Origin of the sequence: Rudaea sp. 3F27F6 (assembly GCF_005503555.1) — a bacterium.
Classification (GTDB): domain Bacteria; phylum Pseudomonadota; class Gammaproteobacteria; order Xanthomonadales; family Rhodanobacteraceae; genus Rudaea.
The window spans coordinates 144,756-160,546 of sequence record NZ_SCNG01000001.1 but is presented as its reverse complement, the minus strand read 5'-3'; the positions used below and the strand labels follow the sequence as shown (position 1 = coordinate 160,546).

Annotated in this window: 12 protein-coding genes and 3 tRNA genes; 13 read left to right on the top strand and 2 right to left on the bottom strand. The window is 61.2% G+C overall.

The features are described 5' to 3' along the window. Positions 1-8 precede the first annotated feature (8 nt). The 9 genes from FFS30_RS00685 to FFS30_RS00645 all read left to right on the top strand — a co-directional run bounded on the left by FFS30_RS00685 (position 9) and on the right by FFS30_RS00645 (position 7,284). Entirely contained in the window at positions 9-470 is a 462-nt protein-coding gene (locus FFS30_RS00685; RefSeq protein ID WP_137911190.1) for an Lrp/AsnC family transcriptional regulator, read from the top strand. Positions 471-563: 93 nt separating this feature from the next. After that, positions 564-2,465, top strand: a complete 1,902-nt coding sequence (uvrC, locus tag FFS30_RS00680; protein ID WP_137911189.1) for an excinuclease ABC subunit UvrC — start codon at positions 564-566, stop codon at positions 2,463-2,465. A gap of 90 nt (positions 2,466-2,555) precedes the next feature. Further along, positions 2,556-3,116 (top strand): CDP-diacylglycerol--glycerol-3-phosphate 3-phosphatidyltransferase, encoded by a 561-nt coding sequence (pgsA, locus tag FFS30_RS00675; protein WP_137911188.1) that lies wholly within the window; start codon positions 2,556-2,558, stop codon positions 3,114-3,116. Positions 3,117-3,176: 60 nt separating this feature from the next. Beyond that, positions 3,177-3,252: transfer RNA gene (locus FFS30_RS00670), tRNA-Gly, on the top strand. Between the two features lie 88 nt (positions 3,253-3,340). Beyond that, positions 3,341-3,414: transfer RNA gene (locus tag FFS30_RS00665), tRNA-Cys, on the top strand. Positions 3,415-3,497: 83 nt separating this feature from the next. Next, positions 3,498-3,588: transfer RNA gene (locus tag FFS30_RS00660), tRNA-Leu, on the top strand. Positions 3,589-3,749: 161 nt separating this feature from the next. Continuing rightward, positions 3,750-5,681, top strand: coding sequence for an RHS repeat-associated core domain-containing protein (locus tag FFS30_RS00655; protein ID WP_137911187.1), 1,932 nt, complete (start codon positions 3,750-3,752; stop codon positions 5,679-5,681). Next, positions 5,678-6,058: a hypothetical protein gene (locus FFS30_RS00650; RefSeq protein WP_137911186.1), complete on the top strand. Its 381-nt coding sequence runs from the start codon at positions 5,678-5,680 to the stop codon at positions 6,056-6,058. The genes FFS30_RS00655 and FFS30_RS00650 overlap by 4 nt, the downstream gene beginning before the upstream one ends. A 95-nt stretch (positions 6,059-6,153) precedes the next feature. Continuing rightward, positions 6,154-7,284, top strand: a complete 1,131-nt coding sequence (locus FFS30_RS00645; RefSeq protein ID WP_137911185.1) for an FkbM family methyltransferase — start codon at positions 6,154-6,156, stop codon at positions 7,282-7,284. 294 nt (positions 7,285-7,578) lie between these two features. On the opposite strand, the gene FFS30_RS00640 is transcribed toward FFS30_RS00645, so the two are convergent. Beyond that, on the bottom strand, positions 7,579-7,809 hold the full coding sequence (locus FFS30_RS00640) for a hypothetical protein (protein ID WP_137911184.1): 231 nt from the start codon (positions 7,807-7,809) through the stop codon (positions 7,579-7,581). A 25-nt stretch (positions 7,810-7,834) separates the two neighbouring features. Then, on the bottom strand, positions 7,835-8,269 hold the full coding sequence (locus FFS30_RS00635; protein WP_137911183.1) for a hypothetical protein: 435 nt from the start codon (positions 8,267-8,269) through the stop codon (positions 7,835-7,837). A gap of 309 nt (positions 8,270-8,578) precedes the next feature. Here FFS30_RS00635 and FFS30_RS00630 point away from each other — a divergent pair, with 309 nt between their 5' ends. The 4 genes from FFS30_RS00630 to FFS30_RS00615 all read left to right on the top strand — a co-directional run bounded on the left by FFS30_RS00630 (position 8,579) and on the right by FFS30_RS00615 (position 15,761). After that, a complete protein-coding gene (locus tag FFS30_RS00630; RefSeq protein ID WP_137911182.1) occupies positions 8,579-9,163 on the top strand; it encodes an RNA polymerase sigma factor in 585 nt (194 codons plus the stop codon). Positions 9,164-9,165: 2 nt separating this feature from the next. After that, entirely contained in the window at positions 9,166-10,128 is a 963-nt protein-coding gene (locus FFS30_RS00625; RefSeq protein WP_137911181.1) for a FecR domain-containing protein, read from the top strand. A gap of 126 nt (positions 10,129-10,254) precedes the next feature. After that, on the top strand, positions 10,255-13,206 hold the full coding sequence (locus FFS30_RS00620; protein ID WP_137911180.1) for a TonB-dependent receptor: 2,952 nt from the start codon (positions 10,255-10,257) through the stop codon (positions 13,204-13,206). Then, on the top strand, positions 13,203-15,761 hold the full coding sequence (locus tag FFS30_RS00615) for a prolyl oligopeptidase family serine peptidase (RefSeq protein ID WP_137911179.1): 2,559 nt from the start codon (positions 13,203-13,205) through the stop codon (positions 15,759-15,761). Before FFS30_RS00620 ends, FFS30_RS00615 begins: the two co-directional genes overlap by 4 nt. Positions 15,762-15,791 lie beyond the last annotated feature (30 nt).

Genomic DNA, 15,791 nt, shown 5'->3' with positions numbered 1-15,791 from the left:
GGAAAGAAATGATTCGAGATAACCTAAATTTCTCCGATCTCGACGAAATCGACCGGCGCATCGTCCGCATCCTGGTCGACGACGCGCGCATTTCGTTGAAGGAACTCGCCGCACAGGTGAAGCTGTCCTCGCCGAGCGTCGCCGAGCGGCTACGCCGCCTCGAGGAACGCGGCGCGATCCGCGCGTTCACGGTCGACGTCGACCCGCGCGCGCTCGGCTACGAACTGCAGGCGATCGTGCGTATCCGTCCGCTGCCGGGCAAGATGCTCGCGGTGCAGAAATTGATCGCCGAGATCGGCGAATTTTCCGAGTGCGACAAGGTCACCGGCGACGACTGTTTTGTCGGTCGCCTGCATCTGCGCTCGATCGAGCATCTCGACGGCATCCTCGACCGCATCGCCGACAAGGCCGAGACGAACACGGCGATCGTCAAGGCGCAGCCGATCAAGCGCAGGCTGCCGACGTTTTAGCGACGGGTTTTCACTTGCAGTCCTGCAAGCGTGCCCGCATTGTGGATACCATCGCGGCAAAGACCGCAAATCACTACGGATGATTTTCAAGACGTGAGCGACAGCAGCACCCCAGCATTCGACGGCAAGGAGTTCGTGCGCACGCTGACGAGTTCGCCCGGCGTGTATCGCATGTTCGATGCGCGCGGTGATCTGCTCTACGTCGGCAAGGCCGGCAGCCTGAAGAAGCGCGTCGGCAGCTATTTCCTCAAGCCGCGCCTCGAACCGCGCATCATGTCGATGATCTCGCAGATCGCGCGCATGGAGACGACGCTCACGCGTACGGAGGGCGAGGCGCTGCTGCTCGAAGCGCATTTGATCAAGTCGCTGAAGCCGCGCTACAACATCCTGCTGCGCGACGACAAAAGTTATCCGTACGTGTATCTCTCGGAAGGCGAGGATTTTCCACGCATCGCCTTTCATCGCGGCGCGAAGAGCGGCAAGGGCAAGTACTTCGGTCCGTTCCCGAGTGCGTGGGCGGTGCGTGAAAGTCTCAATCACATGCAGAAGATCTTCCTCGTGCGCCAGTGCGAGGACAGTTATTTCCGCAACCGCTCGCGGCCGTGCCTGCAGTATCAGATCGGCCGCTGCAGCGCGCCCTGCGTCGGCCTGATTGGCAAGGACGAGTATCAGGACAGCGTGCGGCATGCGGCGATGTTCCTCGACGGCAAAAGTGATGCGGTGATCGGCGAGCTGATCTCCACGATGGAGCGCGCGGCCGCCGACTTGGCCTTCGAGAAGGCGGCGCGCCTGCGCGACCAGGTTTCCACGCTCAAGCGCCTGCTCGCGAAGAACTACGTGCAGGGCGCGAGCGCCGATCTCGACGCGATCGCCTGTCGCATTTCGGGCGGCGTGGCCTGCGTGTCGGTCATGTACTTCCGCAATGGCGTCAATCTCGGTTCGCGCGACTTTTTCCCCAAGCTGCCGCACGACGCCGACATTGCCGATGTGCTGACCTCGTTCATCGCGCAGTACTACGTCGACAAGCCGGTGCCGCGCGAACTGATCGTCGAGCACGCTTTGCCCGATGCGCAGTTGCTAGCGCATGCGTTCACCGAGCAGGCTGGGCACGAAGTCGAAATCAAGCACAGCGTGCGTGCCGAACGCGCGCGCTTCCTCGAACTCGCGGCGAAGAACGCCGAGGCTGCGCTCGCCACGCGGCTGGCGAGCAACGAGACGCAGCGCGAGCGCTTCGAGTCGCTACGCGAACTGCTCGGGCTCGACGAAATGCCGCAGCGCCTGGAGTGCTTCGACATCAGCCATACGATGGGCGAAGCGACGGTCGCCTCGTGTGTCGTCTACGGCCCGGAAGGGCCGGTCAAGGCGCAGTACCGGCGCTACAACATCACCGGCATCGAGCCGGGCGACGATTACGCCGCGATGCGCCAGGCGCTCGAGCGGCGCTTTCGCCGCGCTGCGGAGGTGGTGGCGGAATCGGCCGCCTCCGGCTCACCCGCTTCGGCCGCCGATCCGGCGAACGGATCGAAGCCGGCGGGCGAGCCCGCCAATCTGCCCGATATCCTGCTGATCGACGGCGGCAAAGGTCAGGTCAAGCAGGCGCTCGACGTGCTCGCCGATCTGGCGATCGCCGGCGTCCTGATCGTCGGCGTCGCCAAGGGTGTCGAACGCAGGGCAGGGCACGAGACCCTGATCCTCGGCGCGAGCGGCAAGACCTTATGGCCCGGCCCCGAATCGCCCGCGCTGCATTTGATCCAGGCGGTGCGCGACGAGGCCCACCGCTTTGCCATTACCGGACACCGCAAGCAGCGGCAGAAGGCGCGCGACACGAGCCGGCTCGAAGACATCGCCGGTGTCGGCGCCAAGCGCCGCTCGGCCCTGCTCAAGCACTTCGGTGGCTTGCCGGGCGTGGTCAATGCGGGTATCGAAGAAATCGCCCAGGTCAAAGGCATGAGCCGCGACCTCGCGGAAAAAATTTATGCGCTGTTTCACAGTTGAGCCCGTAAACTTGAAGATCGAAGGCCGCAGGGTTTGCGTAGCCGAGTGCTTCACCTTTACGACCTGTCTTTCGTTTCCAGTCCCGATTCCATGCCGCTGACCTGGCCGACCATTCTTACCTTGTTTCGCATCGGACTGCTGCCGGTTATGGTGGTCGTGTTCTATGCCGATTTCCGCGGCGCCAATGTTGCCGCGGCGCTGATCTTCCTGCTTGCCGCGATCACCGACTGGCTCGACGGCTACATCGCCCGGCGCTACAACATGTGGTCGGCCTTCGGCGCGTTTCTCGATCCGGTCGCAGACAAACTGATGGTGGCGGTGACCCTGTTCCTACTCGTCCAGGAAAACCCGACGCCGCTGCTCGCCGTGACCAGCGCGGTCATCGTCGGCCGCGAGATCACGATCTCGGCGCTGCGCGAATGGATGGCCGAGATCGGCGAGCGCACACGCGTCAGCGTCGCCACGCTCGGCAAGATCAAGACCGTGATGCAGATCATCGCGATCGAAGTGCTGCTTTACCAGCACGATCTCGAAGGTTTGCGCCTGTTCCATGTCGGCGAAACCCTGCTCGTGATCGCTGCCGGTATGACCATCTGGTCGGCCTTCGAATACCTGCGCGCGGCATGGCCGGTGCTGCGCGATCGGCGTTGAACAAAATTTGCAATCAGTTGTTGACAGACGCCGGACAAAACGGCATTATTTTCGGCTCCCGCGGGAATAGCTCAGTTGGTAGAGCACGACCTTGCCAAGGTCGGGGTCGCGAGTTCGAGTCTCGTTTCCCGCTCCAGTTTTTTCGACAAAACCTCGGCAGAAATACCGGGGTTTTGTTTTTTCGGAAGCGTGTTGATACGCTCCCGAACGGCCTGCTTCGAGAGGGCGGGGTGGCAGAGTGGTCATGCAGCGGCCTGCAAAGCCGTGTACGCCGGTTCGATTCCGACCCTCGCCTCCAGACGTTGGCCGTCGAAGCGCATTCATGCGCACCGGAGAGTTGAGAACGTGCCTGCGTTTCTCGCACCATTTTCTGGCACTGCCGCCCGGGTGGCGAAATCGGTAGACGCAGCGGACTTAAAATCCGCCGAACCCTAATAGGTTCGTGCCGGTTCGAGTCCGGCTCCGGGCACCACAGCAAAGTACATCGGCATCTCAAGAATTCCCAAAAGCCCGCATAGCTGCGGGCTTTTTTGTATCTGCGTCATCCGAGGCAATCCACCCTAGTTCATTGACATCCTCGACTCTTCGGGGACAAGCATCTGGATAGCTCCAATTGTTCGAGGGGCAACTTCGATGACGCTGACCGACACCAGTATTCGCTCCGCTCAATCGGACGGTATCCTTCTCAAAGGACAGTCTGGGGCGCATATCGCCACCAGGGATTCAACGAGCCGGTTACCACGGGTGGCCTACAACGCACTCGATCGAATTACGCAGAATACCGACCCGCTAGGCCAATCAACTAACTATGCCTACGATGGGAATGGCAACCTGATTAGCGTCGTCGATCCCAACGGAGGCAAGACCCAGTTTTCGTTCGACGCGCGCAACCGCCGGACCGTGCGCACCGATGCGCTCAATCAAGCCGAATCGGTGACGTACGACAACATGGACAATGTGATCACCTACACCGATCGTAAAGGGCAACAGGCAAGCTACCAATACGATGCGCTGAACCGGGTCAGTAAAGCCACGTATGCTGACGCAAGCACGGTGACGTTTACATACGATGCCGGCAATCGCGTAAGTCAAATTCTCGACTCAATATCGGGAACGATCACGCGGAGCTACGACGATTTCGACCGATTGGTGCAAGAGCTAACCCCGCAAGGCAGTGTCAGCTACACCTACGATGCCCTCGGACGACGTGCGACGATGACGCCAGGCAGCCAAGCGCAGATCACCTACACCTACGACAATGCGAATCGGCTGACGAAAATTCAGCAGGGTAGCGAAACCATGTCAATTGCGTATGAGGCCGCGAATCGGCGAACGAGCCTGACTTTGCCGAATGGAGTGATTACAAGCTGCACGTACGATGCAGGCAATCAAGTGACTGGAATCATCTACCAAACTGCTGGCGGCGCAACATTGTCGAGCTTGGCTTACACCTATGATGCCGCCGGTCGGCGTTCAAGCCAAACCGGTGGATTTCTTCCGGATATGCTAGCGACAGCGTCGACGACGGTGGGGGCGTTCGATCTCAATAATCGTCAGACGCAGTGGAACGGCATGGTGCTGGGCTACGATAAAAACGGCGACGCTTCGACAAATGCAGTAGCCAGTCAGAGCTACACCTTCGATGCGCGTCACCGGCTCGTCCAAATACAAAACAGCGGTACTGGTGCTACGTTGGCGACATTTGAATACGATCCTCTAGGTCGCCGGACTAGCAAGACGATTGCCGGGAATACCACCAGTTTCCTCTATGACGGCGTGGATGCGGTACAAGAAACGCAGAGTGGGACAAATTATTCGATCCTGGCCGGTTTGGGCATCGATGAGCGTTATGCCCGCAGTGAAACCTCGGGTCGATACTACTTCCTCACCGATGTGCTGGGCAGCACACTGGGGCTGTCGGACAGCAGCGGAACGGTGCAGCAGAAGTATGTATATGAGCCCTATGGCGAGATGCAGTCGCAAGGGTCGAGCAACAACCCTTATCAGTACACTGGGCGTGAGAACGATGGCATCGGTCTCTACTACTACCGCGCTCGCTACTATAGCCCAAGCTTGAAGCGGCTCATCAGTGAAGACCCGCTAGGGCTTGCAGCCGGAGTGAGTGGTTATGGTTACGTGAGAGGGCGACCCACCACACATATTGATCCAACTGGAGAAATTGATTGGTATTCGTGGGAGGTGGCAGGGAAGTTCGGAATGCTGCCTGTGTTTACAGGTCTATATTTGATCGTTTACGAAACGGACAAATTTGGCACCGCCTGTAGTTGTGATGACTCTGTCGGGCCCGGAGTCAAGTCCCTTGTTTCCGTAGTCGGAGGGGGATCTTCTTTTGGGGGGGGCGTAGCCGTGGCGGCAGAGGCGGGCGGTAGCGCGGCAGCCATTGGAGGGCTCGGAATCGCGTCAGCAGCTGTCGGCGGCTGGGAGATTGGCCGAGGATTCAATTTGGCTTGGGGGTATTTCAGCGATTGTAAAAGTACTTTTGGGGCTTGGATCTACGATGTAACTCATGATGAGTCTGATTTGCTGGGGCCAAGAAAGAAATGAAGATTTTTAATAATGTGGGATTTTGGGAATTTCTCTCTGTCGCAGTGGCCATCATTGTTTTTCTAATTGCCGCAGGATTAATTATTCTGCGATTTTTTAAAAAATCGTCAAATCAGGTAACTAATCAAATCCATGTCACCCCTTCTGGTATTGTTTTCTCGTTCTTTATTTTTGGTGCGTGGCTGGCAACAATGGGATGGGCAGAACTCCATCCGGATGGATGGCTTCACAGCCAGCTATCTTTGCCGATCGGGGTTCTTTGTTCCAGCATAATCATGCTGGGCATATTCATGTTATTAGCAAAAATGCTAGAAGCCATTGGGATTACGCTTTTCACTTGGAAAAATAAAAGTACTGGCCGCAGGAGGGAAGGATGAACTCTATTAAGCGCACACTGTGCGATCGGAAGAGTCGTCAATGCGCTTAAAGTTTTTTCCAAAACAGTTTTGGCTAACGCGGAGCACGCCGTAGCATGACCTCAGACAATCAAAGTTTTAAAAATTGGTTAAAAAGTATTACTGAGCAAATCCAATTTGCGCAACGATCAGGCGGTAAAAAGCGCATGGATGGGAAGTCGGGCGACTGGGCCTGGTTCGAACGTGCAACGTCATATCGATTAAAGCTACTTCTGAGCCCAGTTAAGGGCGCTCTAGCAATGCTGGGATGGAAAGAGCGCTCAGCAATCTCGCTGAACTGGCTGCGCGAGCATGCTACAGAGCTATGGACAACTCGTTGTCTGCTAGCAGACGATTTAAGTCGGTTGCTCTACGATTTTTCTCTGATCCTGCGAACTACGAGCCACAGACATTTTCTTTATCCCCGGATGGATTATGACGATTTAGCGAGGCTCAATAAGGCAATCCCATTCAGCATGGCTGGACTGCCTGAAGACTATCTCGGTTTACCGCTGCAAATTTGCGATTTGACCCTAAATGTCTCTGGCTCTGAAGGCGTCAACATGCAGGTGATTTGCAATAGTCAGTTACTTGATGGGATCAACTATTACCGACAATATTTCGTAACCCGCGAAGGCGAAGACATATCGCCAAAAACTGGAGAAGTGGTTCTCGATTGCGGAGCCTGCATTGGTGACTATTCTGTAATTTTTGCGGCGATGGTCGGGCCTAGCGGCCAAGTTCATGCTTTCGATCCGCTGCCTCTGCATAACAGATACTGTGATCTGCAATCGCAACTCAACCCAAATCTAGCTCAGGTTATGCACTTCAATACGGAGGCAGTCGGTAAGCGCACGAGCAAAGCCAAGCAAAACGCCATCGGCCTTGATCGAATTACCCCCGGCCTAAGAGTTGAAGATAGCGCTTTTGATTTCATTTCCCTTGATGACTACGCCAAGAATCGCCTCAACCGGGTTGACTACATTAAGATGGATATAGAGGGTGCCGAAATGGATGCGTTGGCTGGCGCTGAAAACATAATCCGTACGTTCAAGCCAAGGCTTGCTATCTCCGGGTATCACAAACCGTCGGATCTTTGGGAAATCCCTCAGAAAATCATGTCACTCAATCCGGGTTATAAACTGACCTTTGGCCACCATAGCCAGGTACGGTGGGAGTCAGTTTTCTACGCAATTCATAAGAATTGACGCACCGTGTCGATGCAAACACTTTTTCTTGCGGAACCTCCCGCACCACTTGCTTTTCAAGAGTTACTTCACCCGCAGCTTCTTCGGCCGCGTGTTCTCTATCTGGTGGAGTTGCTCGCTGGCGTGCGCGGCGGATGGGGCGGCTGAAACGCACCTGGCTGTTCGCGAAAATCTGCTCTTGCGGGGCGTCGAGAGTGGGAAGATGGGTCGTTTAGCTTCCCTGATCAAGCTGGAATGCGGGCTCCCCGGCAACTGATCGAGTGATCGGCGAGCACTTGAGGCAAGCATCGCCATCTAGGGGTAAGTTTGAGGGTATCCCACCCCGATCTCTGTATGAGAGCCCAATAATATAAGGGGCAGCGCCGACAATTTGATTCCGGCTCCGGCACCACGGCAAAGTCCATCGGCATCCAAGAATGTCCAAAAGCCCGCATTGTTGCGGGCTTTTTCGCGTCTGGGATGCGCGGTACTTTGATAAAGATCGAGGCGGCTTGCCGCCGGCGTATCGATGGCTTCTTCGTCCATTCTGCTCTTCGATAAACCCCGCCACTCAAAACAGCGCAGCGACGACACCTTCCCGCTCGTTGTCCCAAATCATCGAGATGATCCACCATGATCCATCGCTTTCCTTCATAAGCTGGATCGAGTTGATGCCGCGTCGCTCGGGAATCGGGTCCGCCGGGTCGCGGCGCGCTTCGTAGAGGCTCCAGACGTGGGCCATATTGCCCATGATGTCGATGCGACGTTTCTTCTCGAGTTCAAAGAACGCGAGCTTTTCGAAGATCGGGGCGACGTCCTGTTCGTACTCGGTAAGGCCCATGATTTTCGACTTGGGCGCGCCGTGTTCGTCGATGGTCATGCGGATTTGCCGCGCTTGCGGATGGAAGATTTTCTTTTGGCGTGCCCAATCGCGGGGACCAGCGGGGCCGGAAATCATGGCGTACATCTCGTCGACGACGTGGCCTATGGTCGAATGATCATCCACTGCGTTTTCTCCCCATTCTTTTATTGGAATAGACACCGCCGCTCGATTTGCTGAAGGCCCCGCACGGCGCGTTCGGATCGTGCTTCATCATAACCTTGGCACGGTTGGTGAGATTGCTTCCCGTTGAAAAAAGGGCGCACCGCGCGGGCCTGCTTTGCCGCGAGAAGCGAAGCTGGGCGCGGCAGGATTGAAAGAACGTTTCTTCGAGTTTTCGACGCCGGCCCGATGCGGTTTGCAGCTTCGGGAGTGCCTCCGTCGAGCGCCAGGTGCAGTTGACGATCGCGGCCGCTTTGCCTCTACACTTGCTCCATGCTGCTCGTGCCCCGCGACATTCTTTCGGCCGACCCGTCGCCTTCGCAGGCAGCGGACGTTGCGGTCGGAGGCGAGGTTTTTGCCGTCCTGCTGAAAGAGATGGAGGCGGGGTTGCGCCGTTATCTGCTCGGCCAGTTCGGCAGCGCCCCGGCGGCCGAGGATGCGCTTCAGGAAACCTTTCTGCGCATGCTGCGCTACCGCGGGCTCGACGATGCCGCCGAGGTGCGCGCGCTGCTCTATCGCGTCGCCGCCAGCGTCGTCGCGGACCGGCATCGGCATGCGCGCACTCAGCACGCCGACCAGCATTGCACGCTCGACGATCAGGATCTGGTTTCGACCGATCCGCAGCCCGACCGCGTGCTCGCCGGGCAGCAGCAGCTTGCGCTGATCAAGCGCGCGATCGCGGAATTGCCGCCGCGTTGCCGGCAAGCCTTCCTGCTGCACCGTTTCGACGCGCTGAGCTACCGCGAGATAGCGCGCCGCATGGGCACCAGCGAGCGCACAGTCGAGAATCAGATCGCCCACGCTCTCGCCGTTTGCCGGCGCGTATCGGGGGAACAGCGCGGACGAACGTTCAAGTAGATATGCAACGCACCGACGACATCGAAGTCATTCGCGGCGAAGCCGAACGCTGGTTCGCGTGCCTGCGCAGCGGACGCTGTTCGGCGGCCGAGCGCAGTGCATTCAACGCCTGGATAGGCGTCGAGGCGCATGCGGCGGCCTATTCGGAAACGCAGCAGCTCTGGGGCGACATGGAGACGCTCGGCGACGACGCCGATGTGCGCCAATGGTTGGACGAATCGCGGCAGCTCGATCGTCCGCCTGACACGCTGCGTCCGCGCCGCTGGGCCTGGCTGTCGGCTTCCGCGGCTGCTGCGGTGCTGGTCTGTCTCGGCGGCTGGTATGCGATGCAGCCTTCGCTCGTCGCCCGCTACGCGACGGCGCACGGCGAGCAGCGCCACTTCACTCTCGATGACGGATCGCAGCTGATCCTCAATACCGACACCGCGATCGACGTGCGTTTCGACCGGCGCACGCGCGTACTGCAACTGGAGAAGGGCGAGGCTTCGTTCGAGGTGGCGCACGAGGCAGGCCGTTCCTTCGTCGTCAACGCTGGCGGCAGCGCGATCACCGACCTCGGCACGCGTTTCATCGTGCACAAAGAAGATGCCCAGACCGTCGTAAGCGTGGTCGAAGGTGCCGTCGAAGTGGCACACGACGGGCACGAGACGGCCAAGCTGGCCGTCGGCGAGCAATTGGCGATCAGCGGCAACGATTGGCAGAAGCGTAGCGTCGATCTCGCCTTGGTCAGCGGCTGGACGCAGGGCAAGCTGGTGTTCCGCGCGACGCCGCTGGCCGAGGTCGTCGCCCAGGCGAACCGCTACGGCCCGGGCCGGCTGGTGATCGCCGACGCGTCGCTCGATGCGTACAAGATCAGCGGCGAGTTCCGCATCGGCAACAACGACGCACTCGTGCGTGCGCTGCAGAGCGCCTTTCCGATCCAGGCCGAGTCGGCGGACGGCGAAACGCGGCTGCGGCGCCGCTAGGCCGCGCGGAGATCGTCAGCCGATTTGTTTTCGATCGGCTTATAGGGGTTTCCGCATCGGCCTCCGTTCTTTCCCCTTCGAACCGCGACGTCGATCGCGGCATGACGAATTGAGGGAGACAAAAACATGCAATCGTTTCATCGCCGCCGGCGCGTCCGGGCGATTTCGTTCGCCGTGGCACTGGCTTTGTTCGGTATGGGTTCGACGGTGCAGGCGCAGCCGGCGCCGAGCCGCAATTTCCACATCGCTGCGGGCACGCTCGAAGAGGCGCTGAATCAGTTCACCACGCAGAGCGGCTTGCAGGTGCTGTACGACCCGGCCTTGGTCCAAGGTCACCGCGTCGCCGGTTACGATGCGGCTGCGCCGGCCAGGACCGCGCTCGACACGTTGCTCAAAGGCAGCCGTCTGATTTACGAATTCACCGACGCGACCACGGTGGTGATCAAGCGCGCGCCGGTGCCGCCCGCGGGCGAGCCCAAGCGCAACAATGCCGAGAGACCCAAGACGGCGGAAGACGAAGTGCTGCGGCTCGGCAACGTCACCGTCGTCGGCACCTTGCTGCACAACGTCTCGCCGACTTCGCCCGTGCTGACGATCGATCGTGTCGACATCGAACGCGGTGGCTATACCAGCGTGCAGGACGTGATGGCGAAGGTGCCGCAGAACTTCGCCGGGCAGACGTCGGGCACGAGCTTCTTCACCGGCGGCAATATGGGCTCGACCAACCAGATCGATCTGCGCGGCCTCGGCGCGGGCGCGACGCTGACCCTGGTCGACGGCCGCCGCATCAGCAGCGGCGCGGGCGATTTTGGTCGCGCGGTCGATGTCGACATGATTCCGGTCTCGGCGATCGAGCGTATCGACATCCTCACCGACGGCGCCTCGGCGCTGTACGGCTCCGATGCGGTCGGCGGCGTGGTCAACATCGTCCTGCGCAAGGACTTCGAAGGTTTCGACACCGCGCTGCAGTACGGCCGCGACCAGGCCGGCAGCAACAGCACCTTGTTCAACCAGGCCTTCGGCCATCACTGGGAAGGCGGCCATCTGCTCGGTTCGGTGCAGTACGAGCGGCGCGATCCGATCCGGGCCCAGGATTTCGGCGTCGGCAACACGCTCGATCTGCGCTCGAAGGGCGGAGGCGATTTCCGCATACCGGGCCTCGGCGTGCCGAGCACGGTGCTGCCGCTCGGCTATTTCGACGGACTGCCGTTCACGACCCTGGTCGGTCCCGATGGCGCGCCTGTGTACTCGGCGGCGTTGCCGTCCGGACAGAACGGGCGTGCGCTGCGCCTTGATCAACTCGGTTTGAACGGGATGAACACGGGCGACTTGTCCGTGCCGTACCTGCTACCGCGGCAGAAGAATGTTTCCGCGTATTTGAACGTCGAGCAGAATTTCGGTGCGGTCACGCTGTTTGCCGATCTCGTCGCCGCACAGCGCAACAACGAGGCGCTGGCCGGCGCGAACGTGAATTACATGGTCGTGCCGACGAGCAACGCGTTCACGCCGTTTCGCGAAGACGTGATGGTCGGTTATCAATTCCCCGAGCTTGGACCACAGGGCAACAAGTCGCGCAATCGCGGCTGGTTCGCGCATGCCGGACTGCGCGGCGAATTTGGTGGCGACTGGACCTGGGAAGCGCTGACCACGTTTTCGAAAGACCGCTCGCGCGTCAGCACCGACGACATCAACCAGACCGAATTGAACCGGCGCCTCGCGTCGTCCGATCCGAGCATTGCGTTCAATCCGTTCGGCGACGGCAGCGGCCAGTCGCCCGGCGTGATCGACGCGATACGTGCGCACACGATCACCGAGAGCAGCACCGATCTCAAGGGCGTGTCGGGGCTGACGCAAGGCAGCGTGATCCAGTTGCCCGGCGGCGCGCTGCGCCTCGCCGTCGGCGGCGAGTATCGCGAAGAAAGCATGCACAGCCGTCAAGCGGGCCCGGACACGCCCAGCGCCGAAGACTATCCCGGTTCGCCGCGGCACGTCGGCGCGTTGTTCGCGGAAACGTATCTGCCGCTGGTCGGCAAGGACAATGCGCGCCCCGGCGTGCGCGAGCTGGCGTTCAGCGCGGCGGTGCGCGCCGAGCACTACAGCGATTTCGGCGATACGACGAATCCGAAAGTCGGCCTGCTCTGGCGGCCGGCCGAATCGCTGAGCCTCAAAGCGAACTGGGGCACCTCGTTTCGCGCGCCGTCGCTGCAGGATCTGAATCTGCCGGCGGCGGTGTCGAGCAACTATCCGGTCTACGATCCGCATGCGCCGGGCGGCCCGGCCACGGTCTACATCAACCTGCTTCAGGGCGGCAATCCGCATCTGCAGCCGGAGAAGGCGACGACCTGGACGGTCGCCGCGGAGTACCGTCCCGCATGGCTCGACGGTGCACATGTATCGGTCGACTACTTCCACACGAACTATCGCGATCGTATCCGCGGTTCGCTCGACGGCCTCGACGAGACGACCCTGCTGCAGTACGAGGGCAGCCTGCCGTCCGGCATCATCGTGCGCGACGCGAGCGGCCGGCTGAAATCGATCAGTATCACCAGCATCAACAGCGCCGAGACGCGCATCGCCGGCTTCGATCTCGCCGCGGGATACGATTGGAGCGTCGGCGGCCATTACTTCAATGCGTTCGCGGCAGGCACCTTGTTCGACTACTACGAGGATCGTTTGATCCGCGGCGCACCGGTGCGCGATCTCGACGGCAAGGTCGGCAATCCGCCGAAGTGGCGCGGGCGCCTCGGCCTGAACTGGTCGCACGATGCCTGGGGCGGTTCGGTGTCGGCGAGCTACACCGACTCGGAATACAACGACGGCGCCGACCCGCGCATCGTGCGTCGCGACGTCGCTTCGCTGACCACGGTGGACATGCAGTTGAGCTATTCGCCGACGAATCCCGAATCGGCTCTGCTGCGCGACGTCACCGTGCGTTTCGGCATCAACAATCTGTTCGACCGGCGTCCGCCGTTCGTCGACGGTCCGGCGAATCTGGGCTTCGACGCGAGAAACTTTCCACCGCAGAGTCGCATGATCTATGTGCGCCTGGCGAAGAGTTTCGGAGGGACTTCGCGGTGACGCATACGTCTCGGTTCGCGCGACGGAACGTCGCCGCGATTTGCGCACTGTTGCTGACGACTTCGGCTTTCGCCGGCGCGGCGAAAACGCCGATCACGGTCGACGATCTACTCGATGCGGAGAGCCTCGGCGCGGCCGAGTTCTCGCCCGACGGCGGCAAGCTCGTGTTCGCGCGCGAGACGCCGTATTCCCAACGCACGCCGTGGGGCTACGACGATACGCAGCAAGTCGGCGAGCGCGTGTTCGTGACCAAACTCGACGACGGTTCGACGCGCGAGATCGCATCGACCACGGATGTGCGCTATAGCCTTCTGCCCGAGAAAGGCTGGGCGCCGGATGGCCGTGGTCTGCTGCTGATGGCGACGACGCGTGAGGGCTACGGCTTCGCCTATAGCGGCCTCGACGGCAAGCCGGTCGCGCTGCCGGGTCGACCGCTCGACTACTTCCCGGCGTTCGATTGGGCGCGCGATGCGCGCATCGTCTATGCCGCGTGGCCGGAAGGCGCGCTCCAGCGCGGCGCGCATGCGCAGGTCGCGCAAGGTGCCGCAGCAAGATGGCGCGACGGCTGGAACGGCACGTCGGCACCGGTCACGGTCAGCTCGGCGAACGAAGTCTTCGCGACGACCGAGCCGCCGACGGGGCGCCTCATGCTCGCCGCGCCGCGCCGCGGACTGTCGGCGAAGATCGCCGACGGCGATTACGTCGCCATCGCGGTCGCGCCGGACGATCGCTACGTCGCCGCCGTGCGCCTTGCGGAGAAGATTCCGGAAGCGCTCGGTCTGTCGTCGCGACGCGGCGAGTTGCAATTGTTCCGACTCGACGCCGATGGCGCGCGCGTGCTGCATCGCTACGAAGACATCGATGTCGGCGAACGTGGCGCCTTGTCGTGGTCGCCTTCGGGCCGGCGTCTGCTGGTCACGGCCAAGCCGGCAAAGGCCGGCCGCGCCGCTGCGCATCTCTACGAGATCGATGCCGACAGCGGCAAGCGCAAAGAAATTTCCGCCGCAGAGCTCTCGTTCATCGACCCGACGGCGGAAAATCTTGGCGGCGTATTGCCGATCGGCTGGATCGGCGAACAGCCGGCCGCGGTGGCCGCGCGCCGCGACACGGCGGCAAAAGAAGCGCCGCGCAGTCCGGGCAAAAGAGAAGCGCGCCTCGAGTACGGCGAGAGCGAGAGCTGGCGTTTCGACGTCTACGCGTTCGCCGGCGGCCGCGCGGAAAATCTCACCGCGTTCGCGAAAACTTCGGTGAACGGGTTTCTTGCGCCGGGCGCCGATGCGCGCGCTTGGGTCGTCGCCGACGGTGCCGTCTGGAAGGTGACGCCGGGAAGCAAGCCGCAGCGCTTGTCCGCGCTCGAAGGGCGGACGATCGTCGCATTCGGCAACGATCGCCGCTATCCGGAGTTGTCGCCGCGATCGGCGTACTACCGCAACGGCGAGGTCGAGCGTTTGGCCGTCTACGCGATGGACGCGCACGAAGAAGTGCAGCGCCTCGTGCTCGATCTGCGCTCGGGCAAGACCACGGTGTTGACCGGAGAGGGCGAAATCGTCGCGACGACGCCCGATCAATTGACCACAGTGCGGAAGATCTCGCGCGGCTGGACGACGACGCTGCGCTTCGGCGGCGCGAGCGAGCGCACGCTGGCGACAGTCAACGAGGCGCTGGAGAGCCGCGTAATCGCCGCACCCGAGCGCTTCGAATACAGCTATGAGGGCAAGCCGCAGATCGGATGGATTCTGCGTCCGCCCGGTGCCGCGCCCGATAAAGCACTGCCTGCGCTGGTCTCGGTCTACGGCGGTCTCGTCGTCGAGGCGTCGCCGTACGAAGCGAGCGCGGTGATTCAGCCGCCGGCGTTCAGCGGTCAACTGCTCGCCGCGCAGGGTTATGCGGTGATCTATCCGAGCACGCCGCTCGGTGCGGGTGCCGAGACCGATTTGATGGCGACGCTGGCCGGCGAGACCGTGGCGGCGATCGATGCGCTGGCCGCGCGCGGCATCGTCGATGCGCAGAAGGTCGGCATCATCGGCCAGAGCTTCGGCGGCTATTCGACGGCGTCGATCCTCGCCAAGCGCTCGGACCGTTTCAAGGCCGGCGTTTCCATGGCCGGCATCTACGATTGGACCTATGCCTACGGCACGCGCGCGCTCGAAGAAACCCTGAGCGGCGACGGGCGCATTTCTCCGGCCGAGATGACCTTCGTCGAAATCGGCCAGCCGCGGTTAGCCAAGCCGTTCTGGATCGATCCGGCGCCGTATCAGCGCAACAGTCCGATCTTCCAGGTCGAGCATATCGATGCGCCGCTGCTGCTGCTGCACGGCGACATGGACATGGGCGTCACCGGGCTGCCGGGCGCGGAGCGCATGTACAACGCGCTGGTGCGCGCCGGCAAGAAGCCGACCCTCGTGCGCTATTGGGGCGAAGGCCATGTCGCGCAGTCGCCCGCGGCGATGCGCGATCAATGGAGCCGCATCACCGCATGGTTCGGACGCTACGTGAAGGGTGCGAACGAGGCGGGCACGTCACACTCCGCCGCGGCGAATGCCGCCGCACGCTGATCGATCTGTTTCTGGACGAAGGCTGAAATA